9 protein-coding genes are annotated in these 12,114 nt (G+C 61.0%); 7 read left to right on the plus strand and 2 right to left on the minus strand.

All coding sequences use genetic code 11. The annotated features are described in order from the left end of the window. Positions 1 to 3,130, minus strand: a 3,130-nt coding sequence (putA, locus tag ABY948_RS07345) for a bifunctional proline dehydrogenase/L-glutamate gamma-semialdehyde dehydrogenase PutA (protein WP_461481875.1), incomplete at its 3' end; no start/stop codon positions are given. A 124-nt stretch (positions 3,131 to 3,254) separates the two neighbouring features. Beyond that, positions 3,255 to 3,584 carry a hypothetical protein gene (locus ABY948_RS07350; protein WP_461481876.1) on the minus strand — a complete coding sequence of 110 codons (330 nt, stop codon included), beginning with the start codon at positions 3,582 to 3,584 and terminating at the stop codon, positions 3,255 to 3,257. Between the two features lie 357 nt (positions 3,585 to 3,941). Here ABY948_RS07350 and ABY948_RS07355 point away from each other — a divergent pair, with 357 nt between their 5' ends. The 7 genes from ABY948_RS07355 to ABY948_RS07385 all read left to right on the plus strand — a co-directional run bounded on the left by ABY948_RS07355 (position 3,942) and on the right by ABY948_RS07385 (position 12,096). Continuing rightward, a complete protein-coding gene (locus ABY948_RS07355; protein WP_461481877.1) occupies positions 3,942 to 4,781 on the plus strand; it encodes a peptidyl-prolyl cis-trans isomerase in 840 nt (279 codons plus the stop codon). Between the two features lie 8 nt (positions 4,782 to 4,789). Continuing rightward, on the plus strand, positions 4,790 to 5,752 hold the full coding sequence (locus ABY948_RS07360) for a HupE/UreJ family protein (RefSeq protein WP_461481878.1): 963 nt from the start codon (positions 4,790 to 4,792) through the stop codon (positions 5,750 to 5,752). A 29-nt stretch (positions 5,753 to 5,781) separates the two neighbouring features. Continuing rightward, positions 5,782 to 7,713, plus strand: a complete 1,932-nt coding sequence (locus ABY948_RS07365; RefSeq protein WP_461481879.1) for a DUF3604 domain-containing protein — start codon at positions 5,782 to 5,784, stop codon at positions 7,711 to 7,713. A gap of 32 nt (positions 7,714 to 7,745) precedes the next feature. Beyond that, positions 7,746 to 9,713, plus strand: coding sequence for a DUF3604 domain-containing protein (locus ABY948_RS07370; RefSeq protein ID WP_461481880.1), 1,968 nt, complete (start codon positions 7,746 to 7,748; stop codon positions 9,711 to 9,713). Between the two features lie 99 nt (positions 9,714 to 9,812). Beyond that, positions 9,813 to 9,977, plus strand: coding sequence for a hypothetical protein (locus ABY948_RS07375; protein ID WP_461481881.1), 165 nt, complete (start codon positions 9,813 to 9,815; stop codon positions 9,975 to 9,977). Positions 9,978 to 10,063: 86 nt separating this feature from the next. After that, positions 10,064 to 10,666, plus strand: a complete 603-nt coding sequence (locus ABY948_RS07380) for a hypothetical protein (RefSeq protein WP_461481882.1) — start codon at positions 10,064 to 10,066, stop codon at positions 10,664 to 10,666. Between the two features lie 152 nt (positions 10,667 to 10,818). Next, on the plus strand, positions 10,819 to 12,096 hold the full coding sequence (locus tag ABY948_RS07385; RefSeq protein WP_461481883.1) for an OmpA family protein: 1,278 nt from the start codon (positions 10,819 to 10,821) through the stop codon (positions 12,094 to 12,096). Positions 12,097 to 12,114: the final 18 nt, after the last annotated feature.

Genomic DNA, 12,114 nt, shown 5'->3' on the forward strand with positions numbered 1-12,114 from the left:
CCGGCAACCCGAACAACGCGGCATTGCCGCCCCGCGCCGCGATATTCTCGCTACGGGTTTTCTCGGTGGCGAAGGCCTGCAGGTAGTGTGGCCCCCCGGCCTTGGGCCCGGTGCCGGACAGGCCGCAGCCGCCAAACGGCTGACAGCCCACTACCGCCCCCACCATGTTGCGGTTGATATAGGTGTTGCCCACCCGGGTGCGCCGGAACACCTGGTCCGCAAAGCCGCGAATGCGACTGTGAATGCCCAGGGTCAGGCCGTAACCGCTGCGGTTTATCTGCTCGATCACCCCGTCCAGTTGCTCTCCCCGGTAGCGAATCACATGCAGGATCGGCCCAAATACCTCCTCGGGTAACTGTTGCAGATTGTCGATCTCGAAAATATGTGGCCCCACAAACCAGCCGCTAGGGTTTGCCGGCGGCGTCAGTTTCGCTAGCAGCTTGCCCTCCGCTGCCATGCGCACAATATGGGCCAACAGGGTCTGCCGTGCGGGATCATCAATCACCGGACCGATATCCGTGGACAGCCGCGCCGGGTCACCGAGTCTCAGGGTTTGCAGCGCGCCGCTGAGGGTTCGCAGCAGGCCATCGGCAATCTCCTCCTGCACAAACAGCACCCGCAGGGCCGAGCAGCGCTGTCCGGCGCTGAGAAACGCCGAACGAATCACATCGTCCACCACCTGCTCCGGCAGGGCGGTGGAGTCCACCAGCATAACGTTCTGGCCGCCGGTCTCGGCGATCAGAGGCACGATGGCGCCGGGGCGATCCGCCAGCTGGCGCTGAATGGTGTGGGCGGTGGCGGTGGAACCGGTAAAGGCCACCCCGGCGAGCCGTGAATCCGCCAGCAACCACTTGCCCAGGGCGCGGCCATCGCCGGGCAGCAGCTGCAATACTCGTGGGGGAATCCCTGCGCGATGCATCAACTGTGTGGCAAAGGTGGCCACCAGCGGCGTCTGCGCCGCGGGTTTGGCAATCACGGCATTGCCCGCCGCCAGCGCCGCGGCCACCTGGCCGGTGAAAATCGCCAGCGGGAAATTCCACGGACTGATACAGACAAACAGCCCGCGGCCGTGCAGGCTGAGGTGATTGTCTTCGCCGGTGGGGCCGGGCAGGGCGCGGCCAGCGGCGAATTGATGCCGCGCCTGCAGGGCATAGTAGCGGCAGAAATCAATGGCCTCGCGCACTTCTGCCAGGGCGTCGGCAACGGTGCGGCCGGCCTCGGCGACCACCAGTGCCATCAGGGTGGGCATTTCCCGGGTCAATTCCTCCGCCACCTGTTCCAGCAATTCGGCCCGCGCGCTACCACCCTGTTGATCCCAGCGCCACTGGGCCGCGCTGGCAATATCCAGGGCATCGCGGACATCGGCTTCCCCGGCAGGGCTGACCGCGCCGACGGGCTGGCCGTCGGTGGGGGACAGCAGCGGCTGTGGCTGCGACCTGCGCAGTTGCCCGTCGATCAGCGGTCCGGCCTGCCAGGCCTGGTTTCTGGTCGCAGCCATCTGGGCCAACAGTGGTTCCACCTCGAGCGGGTTATTGAGGTCGATACCGGCGGCGTTGCTGCGATGCTCACCGGCAGCGCGATACAGGTCGACGGGCTTGGGAATATGGCGGTGGCGCCGCTCCGCCGAGGCGGTCACCTGGGGCAGCAGCGGTTGCACCAGGGTGTCCACCGGGGTGTTCTCGTCCAGCAGCCGATTGACGAAGGAACTGTTGGCGCCGTTTTCCAGCAACCGTCGCACCAGGTAGGGCAGCAGTTCCCGGTGTCGGCCCACCGGCGCGTAGACCCGCACCGGCGGCATAGGCCCCTTGACCCGGTCAAAATGGCGTTGCAGTTGCCGATAGAGCAGCTCGCCCATGCCGTGCAGGCGCTGCAATTCAAAGGCGGCGGTACCCGCCAGTTGCAGTACTGTGGCGACGGTCTGGGCATTGTGGGTGGCAAACTGCGGATAGATCTGTTCAGGCGCGGACAGCAACAACCTGGCGCAGTGCAAATAACAGAGGTCGGTATTCACCTTGCGGGTAAACACCGGGTAATCCGCCAGTCCCTGTTCCTGGGCCAGTTTGATTTCGCTGTCCCAGTAGGCGCCCTTGACCAGCCGCACCATAAAACGCTGGCCGGTGTCTTCGGATAACGCCATCAGCCAGCGGGCCACCGCCGGGGCGCGCTTCTGGTAGGCCTGCAGGACAAAGCCGAGGCCGTGCCAGTCCTTGAGGGCCGGGTCGCGGGCCAGGGCTTCGAAAATATCCAGCGACAAATCAAGTCTGGCCGCCTCTTCGGCATCGATGCTGAGGCCGATGTTGTAGCCACGGGCGGACACAGCCAGGGCGCGGATGCGTGCCAGCAAGTCGGTCATCACCGCTTCCCGTTGACTGTACTGGTAGCGGGGGTGCAGGGCGGAAAGCTTGACGGAAATGCTATCTGCTGCAAGGACGGTATTTGCCGAGTTGGCTGCGCCAATCAGGCGAATGGCCTCGGCATAGGCCTCGAAATAGCGCTCGGCATCCTGCCCGGTGCGAGACCCCTCGCCGAGCATATCGAAGGAAAAGGTGGTGGCTTCCGGTAATTCCCCGCGGCCGCGGGCCATGGCCTCGGGGAGCGTTCTCCCCATCACATACTGACTTCCCATGATCCGCATGGCCTGCACCATTGCCTTGCGCACCACCGGTTCACCGAGGCGATTGACCAGCTGCCTGATCCAGCCGGGGGTGTCATCGGTCACTTCCCGGTCCAGCGGCAGCACCCCGCCGGTGAGCATCAGGCCCCACACCGAGGCATTGACGAACAGGGACTCCGAGCGACCGCGATGGCTGCCCCAGTCGCCCTCGCGGATTTTCTCGGCGATCAGCCGGTCGGCGGTGGCCTCATCCGGCACCCGCAACAGCGCCTCCGCCAGGCACATCAGGGCAATGCCCTCGCGGTTTGACAGGCCGAATTCCTGCAGGAACGATTCCAGCGTGCCCGCCCGCTGCCGATCCCGGCGGCAGGCGGTTACCAGCGCGCGGCCCAGTTCGAGCGAGAGCTGTTGTTGTTCGTCATCCAGCAGGGGGGCGGTTAGCAACTGCTCCACACAGTACTGCTCATCGGCACAGGCCGCTTGGCGGATCTGCTGTCGTCGTTCAGTTAGTGACATGGGTACCCTGTGTGAAAGGTTATCACTGCCCCAAGTATGGGACGGTTTTCGAACGAAGAAAAAGTTAACGGATAAAAACGGATAAAGTTAAGCGTAGATTTAGGGCCTGGTCACACCCATAGGATCATCGTCGCTGGAGACGCTTTTCAATCGTGTCGGTAACAAATGGGCATGGCACTTCCTGCTCGGCGACGCTCCGGCATTGAACCCCGGCGAGTTGCTGCGGCATGGCAGCAAACGATTCGGGCCCTAACAAAACCATTGCCGAAGTGGGAGAGGGCAACACACAAGAACCCGGGCGGGTACTTGTGGTATCAGTAGATACAGCGCTGCTGGAAAAGGATATCGATGCACCCTGCTGCAAGCCGGCTTTGAAAATCTTACCTTGCGAAGCGGTAAATGCCTGCTTAACTAAGACAGAGCCTGCCTGATAAAAATCCAGGGAAAACGACATGAAGGATTATCGCTCAGTCTTGGAGCCGAGTCGTCTGGCTTTATCCCTGCCGCAGGTGTTTGCAGGCAACTCCAACTTTATCGATAAGATTGCCCTTCCCCTTGTCTTGATCAGGGCATGGCGGACATGGTTTTCTGCCGGAGACGGGTGGTGTGGCGGAGACCTATGACTTCATGCCCTGTCCAGGCAGGTCATGGGGTGGCTGATGCGTTCGGCCAGGGTTGGGCATGGCGCGCGGAAGTCCCCCGTGAGAAGCATGCCTGTTGTTGGTTGTTACTGGTTTTGGTTGTTAGGGGCGCGCAGGGATTTTGATCTTACGCATCATCCGCGCCAAGGAGTGATACAGGAAGTGATGCCGTGAAAAGCTGGATACATGAACCCCTGCTGCATTTTCTCATGGTCGGTAGCCTGCTGTTTGCCATCCATGGCTGGCTCAACCCCGAGCAAGATAACACCCTGCGCGCAGTGCACATTACGACGGCCGACGTGACCTGGCTCAAGGAAACCTGGGTGCGGCAATGGCAGCGTCCACCGAGTGAGCAGGAGTTGCGCGGCCTCGTGGCCGATTATCTGAAGGAAGACCTGCTTGCGCGTGAGGCGAAGGAGCTGGGGCTGGACGAAAACGACACCATTGTGCGTCGGCGTTTGGCGCAAAAGATGGAGTTTCTTTTGCGGGATGCGGCCAGTTTCGCCGAACCCGGCGAGAAGGTGCTGCGTCGGTTCTATCTCGAGCAACGCGCCGAGTATAAAACAGCCGCGCGCATTTCCTTTACGCAACACTTCTTCAAAACCGGAGCGGCTGCTCGCCGTGGGCTTGCTGCCCTTGAGGCGGACATGAGCGCGGAGGTGGGCGATCCCAGTCTGCTGGAGCGGGACTATCGGCTAGCGGACGAACAAACGGTCGCCAGTCTGTTCGGTCCACGGTTGGCCGAACAACTGTTTGCGCTCGGCACCGGTCGATGGCATGGCCCGATTGCGTCCAGCTACGGCTTCCACCTGGTGCAGGTCACCGAACGGCTGCCCGGTCAGCAGCAGGCTTTCGAGCAGGTACAGGCGCGGGTACGGGACGACTGGCATCGCCAGCAGCAGGTGGCGGCCAGCGAACGGTTCTTTGATCTGCTGCTGGCGAAATACGACCTGGTCATGGATGAGGAGGTGAAGTCGCTGATCGGCCCCCTGGTGGCGATGACGCCATGAGGCGGCTGTTGCTGTTGCTCCTGTTGTGCATGGCGCCGGCCCAGGCCCACGAGGTGCGTCCGGCCTACCTGGAATTGCACGAGGAGGGCAACGGCGAGTTCCGTGTGCTGTGGAAAACGCCCATGCGCGGCGAACTGCGGCTCTCGCTGGCGGTGGAATTTTCCGGTCAGACAGCATCCCCGAATGAGGTCACCACACGCCTGACGGGCGACGCGGCGGTCCAGACCTGGCGCTTGCGTGCCATCGAGCCATTGCGCGGGCAATCGCTACGCATAGCCGGGTTGGAGGCCACCATGACCGACGCGCTGGTGCGGGCTGAATTCAATGATGGTACCCGCTGGATCCAGCGGCTTACACCAGCGCATCCGTCGGCGATGATCCCACGGCAGGAAACCCGTGCTGCGGTGGCCGGTGTGTACCTCAAACTCGGCATGGAACACATCCTGCTCGGCATCGACCACCTGCTGTTTGTTCTCGCCTTGCTACTTATCACCCGTGGCGGCTGGAAACTGGTGAAGACGGTTACCGCCTTCACTGTGGCTCACAGCCTCACCCTGGGCCTGGCCGCGCTCGGTTTTGTGCTCGTCCCGCAGTTGCCCGTTGAGGCAGTGATCGCCCTGAGTATCGTGTTTGTCGCTGCGGAAATTCTGCGCGCGCGGGACGGGCAGCAGGGGATTGCCGTAAGCGCGCCGTGGATCGTCGCCTTCACCTTCGGCCTGCTGCACGGCTTTGGCTTCGCCGGTGCCTTGAATGAAATTGGCCTGCCGCAGGCGCATATTCCGCAGGCACTGTTGTTCTTCAATCTGGGCGTGGAGATTGGACAACTGCTGTTTGTCGCCGCCGTGCTGGCGCTGGTCGCGCTTGGGCGGCGAGTGAAGAGATCCCCGCCCCCTTGGGCGGGGTTGGTTCCGCCTTACGCCATCGGCAGCGTGGCGATGTTCTGGGTCATTCAGCGTGTCGCCGCGTTCTGAAGCAATTTTAGTGTTAAGGAGGCAAAAACATGAGGCCAAGTATTCTGCGTGACGGGATCTTTACTGGGCTTGTCGCGCTCGGTTTGACACTGCCGATATTGCCAGCCTTGGCACAGGATCTGGGGGCGATCGACAAGGAGAGCGTTGCGAAGGCATTCAAGCAGCCGGGCTACTCGCCGTACGCCGGGCGCAACTTCCCGACGCGCCCGTACTTCGGCGACACCCACCTGCACACCGCAATCTCACTGGACGCCGGTGCAGTCGGCGCGAACGTCGGACCCGAGGTGGCCTACCGCTTCGCCCGCGGCGAGGAAGTCACCACCTCCACCGGCCAGCCGGCAAAGTTGTCGCGTCCCCTGGACTTCCTGGTGGTCAGCGATCACGCCGAGGCCTTTGGCAGCATGGTGGCGATCGTCAAGGGCAACCCCACGCTGCTGGCTGATCCACAGATCAAGCAATGGTATGACAGCATCCAGCAGGGTGGCGACACGGCGGTCAAGGCGGCCTGGGAGATTATTGGCGCGCTCTCCGCCAACAAGCTGCCGAAGGCGATGACCGATCCGGCCTTCATCAGCTCGGTCTGGGAGTCCTACGCCAAGACCGCCGACCGCTTCAACGAGCCGGGCAAGTTCACCGCCTTCATCGGCTATGAGTGGACCAGCATGCCGGGTGGCGACAACCTGCACCGCAACGTTATCTTCCGCGACGGCGCGGACAAGGCCGTGCAGACACGACCGTTCTCGGCCAGCGATAGCGAGGATGTGGAAGATTTGTGGAAAGTGCTGGGCGCGTATGAAGAAAAGACCGGCGGCCGGGTGATCGCCATACCGCACAATAGCAACATCAGTAGCGGGCGCATGTTCGCACTGGCCGATTTCGTCGGCAATCCGCTGACGCGCAAATATGCCGAGGCGCGCGCCCGCTGGGAACCAGTGGTCGAGGTCACCCAGCAAAAGGGCGACAGCGAATCGCACAAGTTCCTGTCTCCCAACGACGAGTTCGCTGGCTACGAGGCCTGGGACAAGATGAACCTCGGCGGCACCAAGTTGCACCAGGACGCCTATTTCCAGTCCGAATACGCCCGCGCCGCCCTCAAGAACGGCCTCAAGCTGGAACAGCAGCTCGGCGTCAATCCGTTCAAGTTCGGCATGATCGGCAGTACCGATGCGCACACCGGCATCTCGGCGGTGGAGGAGGAAAACTTCTTCAGCAAGGCCCCGCCCTACGAGCCGGCCGCCGACCGCGCGAACCATACGTTCACAAAATCCGGCGACCAGAACGTCATGTCCTGGGAACTGGCCGCCTCCGGCTACGCTGCCGTGTGGGCCACCGAGAACACCCGCGAAGCGATCTGGGACGCGATGAAGCGCAAGGAAGTCTACGCCACCACCGGCTCGCGCATGATGGTGCGTTTCTTCGGTAGCTGGGACTTCGAGGCCGCCGATGCACACACGCGCAGCCCCGCTGTCGTCGGCTATACCAAGGGCGTACCCATGGGCGGTGACCTTCGGCCATCTCAGGAGTCCGCAGGCAAATCGCCCACCTTCCTCGTCGCTGCCTTACGAGACCCGATCGGCGCCAATCTCGATCGCATCCAGATCGTTAAGGGTTGGCTCGACACCAGGGGCGAGGTCCAGGAACAGGTCTATGACGTGGTCTGGGGCGACGCCGGCAAGCGCAAGCCCGGCAAGGACGGCAAGCTGCCGCCGGTGGGCAACACGGTGGATGTACGGAATGCCCTGTGGGCCAACACCATCGGCGATCCCGAACTGATTGCGGTGTGGAAGGACCCGGCATTTGATTCCAAGCAGAAGGCGTTCTACTACGCCCGCGTCATCGAAATCCCTACGCCGCGCTGGACCGCCTACGACGCCGAGTACTACGGCGTGAAGATGCCGAAGGAAGTTCCGATGACCACCCAGGAGCGCGCCTATACCTCGCCAATCTGGTACACGCCGTAGCGGCAAATCAACTATGGAAGGAAACATACCTCATGAGCGAAAAAATTCTCCGTAAGAACAAACTTCCCTGTGCGCTGATGGTCGGCATTCTCACGCTCAGTATGAGCCCGACGTCGCTTTCAGCCGAAAGCAGTCCGCCCGGTCTCGCCGCTCCAGATGAGGAACAGGCGGGGCGGGTACACTCCACCAAGCCGGTGTACTCACCTTACGCAGGGCGTAACTTTCCTACCCGTCCCTATTTTGGTGACACGCATTTGCATACCGCGTTTTCGATGGATGCCGGTGCCTTTGGCGCGCGCCTGGGTCCGCGGGATGCCTATCGCTTTGCGCGCGGGAACCAGGTTACCTCGAATACCGGCCAGCCGGTGAAACTGGCGCGCCCGCTGGACTTTCTGGTGGTTGCCGATCACTCCGACGGCATGGGGTTTTTCCCGCTGATCAACGGCGGTGCGCCCGAGATCATGGCCGATCCCCAAGGCCGCAAATGGCATGATTTGATCCATTCCGGCAAGGGCGCGGAGGCGGCCATCGATATCGTCACCAGCTTCGGCAAGGGCACGATCTCCAAGGCTATCATGCCGGTGCCGGGGACCAAGGCCTACCGTGGCGCCTGGCAGGAAACCATAGCGGCCGCGGAGGCGTTCAATGAGCCGGGCCGCTTTACGGCTTTTATCGGTTTTGAATGGACCTCGAATACCGGTGGCATGAATCTGCACCGCAATGTGATCTTCCGCGATAACGCCGACAAGGCCGGCCAGGTCGAACCCTACACCACGCAGAAACCCCTTGGCAGTGACAATCCCGTGGATCTCTGGAAATGGATGACGGCGTATGAAGCCAGGACCGGCGGTGATGTATTGGCCATCGCGCACAATGGCAATCTGAGTAATGGGACCATGTTTCCGGTGGTCGAGGCCTTCGGCAAAAAACTGGACCGCAGCTACGCCGAGGAACGCATGAAATGGGAGCGACTATATGAAGTAACCCAGACAAAGGGCGATGGCGAGGCCCACCCCTATCTGTCACCTAATGACGAGTTCGCCGACTTCGAGACCTGGGACAAGGGCAATCTAGATGGCAGCGCGGCCAAGAAAAAAGACATGCTCGAGTTCGAGTACGCACGCAGCGCGTTGAAAAATGGCCTGGAACTGGAACAGAAACTGGGCGTCAACCCTTACAAGTTCGGCCTCATCGGCAGCAGCGATGCGCACACCGGCCTGGCCGCGATGGAAGAGGAGAACTTTTTCGGCAAGACCGCACCGCAGGAACCTGGCCCGGAGCGCATGACCAAGGCATTCTTCGATAATCCGAAGACAGGTGTAAAGGTGATGGACTGGGAGGTATCGGCTTCCGGTTATGCCGCGGTATGGGCAACCGAAAACACGCGTGAGGCGCTCTGGGATGCGATGGAACGGCGCGAAACCTACGCCACCACCGGTTCGCGCATGGCCGTGCGCTTCTTCGGTGGTTTCGACTTTGAAGCTGCGGATGCCAATAATCGCCTGCCCGCCCAGATCGGCTATAGAAAGGGTGTGCCGATGGGCGGCGATATCAATGTCGCGCCCAAGGGCAAGGCGCCCACCTTCCTTGTCGCCGCGCTGAAAGACCCGATCGGTGCCAATCTCGACCGTATCCAGATCGTCAAGGGCTGGGTAGATAACAAAGGTAATGTCCAGGAACAGGTGTACGACGTGGTGTGGGGCGACGCCGACAAGCGCAAGCCCGGCGGCGACGGCAAGCTGCCGGCGGTGGGTAGTACCGTGGACATCGCCAATGCCACCTGGACCAATACTATCGGCGCCCCTGAACTGATCGCCGTATGGACGGATCCGGATTTTGATTCCAAGCAGAAGGCGTTCTACTACGCCCGCGTCATCGAAATTCCAACACCGCGCTGGACCGCCTATGACGCCAAGCGCTTCGGGGTCAAACCGCCGCTGGACACAACCATGATCTTGCAGGAGCGCGCCTACACCTCGCCGATCTGGTACACGCCGTGAGGAATGACTCCAGACGCTTTATGAGGTGCGGAGAAAACCTATTGCGACGGATAGGCAAACGGGTGGCAGCCTTGATCGCTCTCGCAATCAGTGCGCCGGGTGTCGCAACGGATTTGGTACGGGCAGCGCCGGAACCCCCAGCCGGCCGTATTCCGGCGCGATCTCACCGGTGCGGCGGTCTACTTTCTACACAACAACCGGTTCTACATCGATCTCAAATTCGATACCGGCACGATGGAGTTTGAGCGGCTTGCCGGCTTTTGAGTAACTATCCCCGGTGTTACCGGGGGCTACGTACTGTTATGGGGAGAAAAACCCTGCGGCCAACCTCAACGAAATGGAGTAATGATATGAAAAAGCAAAATGGCATTTTAATCGCAGTCAGTGTGGGGGTGTTGCTTGCCGTGACACCGCTGTTGACGCTTCAGGCAGCCGATGTGCAGCAAAAGCGTGAACTGCCCGCAGTACTGATGGGTACCGGTTCGACAGCCACCGCGACGGTCGAAGCCATCGATCACACCAGCCGTGCCGTTACCCTGCGCAACAAGAGCGGTGAGTCAATCAGCTTCGTGGCCGGTGAGGAAGTACGCAATCTGGCCCAGGTGGAGGTCGGCGATGTGGTGATGGTGGCATACAACGTGGGACTGGTCATGGCGCTGGCGCCAGCGAGCAGCGGTATCCAGGCACGCCGGGATACATTGGAGACCGGTCGCGCGGAACTTGGGCAGAAACCCGCCGGTATTGTCCGCAAAACGGTTGAAGTGACTGCCACCGTGCGCAATGTGGACATGGAGAACAGGACGGTCACGTTGCAGGGGCCAAAACGGACCCTGATTCTGCCGGTTGCCGAGGACATCGATCTGGGCAGTATCAAGGTAGGCGACCAGGTCGATGCAATGTACCGCGAATCACTGGCTATCAAGGTTGAGCCCGCGCAGGTCTCCGCGAAATAGCGCTCCCGCCATGGCGGGAGAGGGGCGGGCAAGGGGGTAACGAGGCCATCGTGCGCAATGATTCGACATTGTCGCCACACCCCTTGGTGGTATCAGGGTGATATGGATTGAAATTTGAAAGTAGCCTGAGTAACACAAGAGGAACTGTGATTATGTGTAACGAAATGAAAGTGAGCATGGGTAACAGGATCAAACAAACGTCGCCTGCGCTGGCGGCCCTATTTCTGGCGACAGCGGCTCTGCCCGCAACGGCGGCAGAAGAGGACACCTGGAAATTTGAGTTTACCCCCTATTTGTGGGCGGCGGGTCTTGATGCGGACGTTACCATTGCCAACCGATCGGCAGAGGTGGATGCGAGTTTCAGCGATATTCTCGACAACCTGGATATGACCGCCGCGTTCCTGGCTACTGCCCAATACAACTCATGGGTGACCTGGTTGCAGGTGGACTACCTTGATCTGAGCACGGATTTGTCCAGAGGCCCGGTAAGCGGATCCCTGGAGTCCGAGATGACCATGTCCACTTTCGGGTTTGGTTACCAGTTTCAGGGGTGGACACCAGGGCAGACATTCGATGTGCTGCTCGGGGTGCGCAACCTGAGGCTGGAGAACAAGCTGAAGCTGGACACCCTGGGTGACTTCAGTGGTGACCGGAATATTACCGACCCTGTGATCATTGTCAGGCCCAGTATCCAGCTTTCCGAACACTGGCGCTTCAACCCGACCCTGTCCTATGGTACCGGTGGCGATTCGGAACGCACCTATGAACTTCAGCCCCAGTTTCAGTATCAGGCGTGGAAGAACGGGGCGTTTCGTTTTGGCTACCGCAAAGTGGATTATGACATCGAGTCCAATAGCGGCAATACCTTTGACGGCGCCTTTGAAGGGCCGTTTATTGGTTTCGGCATGACATTTGGCAGTGCCCCCAAATCTGCGGTTACGGCGCTGCCTGAAGCAGTTCCTGCTCCGCTATCTGCCCCCATTGCTGCGCCGCCTCGTGATGCGGATGGCGATGGCGTGCCCGATGGCAAGGACCAGTGCCCCAATACTCCCAGGGGTGAGCAAGTCGATACCATTGGCTGCGGTTTTGATATCCGGGTCGAGGCGTGGTTTGCTTCGGACTCGACTGTCATCCAGCCGGAATCCTACGGCGAGCTTGACCGCGCCGTTGATCTGCTCAAGCGCGTGCCAACCATGCATGGCGTGATCGAAGGTCACACGGACTCAACTGCCAGTGATGCCTATAACCAGGCGCTATCCGAGCGCCGGGCTGTCGCGGTTTCCAACTATCTGGTGGAGCAGGGTATTGACGCATCGCGGGTGCCGGCAAGGGGTTATGGTGAATCTCAGCCCATTGCTGACAACGCCACACCCGAGGGCCGTGCCCAGAATCGCCGAGTGGTGCTGCGCCGTTCGGATACGATGAACTAGAGCCGGTTCACACATGGC

Source organism: Porticoccus sp. (assembly GCF_041592135.1).
Lineage (GTDB): Bacteria > Pseudomonadota > Gammaproteobacteria > Pseudomonadales > Porticoccaceae > Porticoccus.

Coding starts and splice junctions, on each gene's coding strand:
- ABY948_RS07380 (WP_461481882.1), top strand. CDS start 10,064: ATGAAAAAGCAAAATGGCATTTTAATCGCAGTCAGTGTGGGGGTGTTG.
- ABY948_RS07365 (WP_461481879.1), top strand. CDS start 5,782: ATGAGGCCAAGTATTCTGCGTGACGGGATCTTTACTGGGCTTGTCGCG.
- ABY948_RS07350 (WP_461481876.1), bottom strand. CDS start 3,584: ATGTCGTTTTCCCTGGATTTTTATCAGGCAGGCTCTGTCTTAGTTAAG.
- ABY948_RS07370 (WP_461481880.1), top strand. CDS start 7,746: ATGAGCGAAAAAATTCTCCGTAAGAACAAACTTCCCTGTGCGCTGATG.
- ABY948_RS07385 (WP_461481883.1), top strand. CDS start 10,819: ATGTGTAACGAAATGAAAGTGAGCATGGGTAACAGGATCAAACAAACG.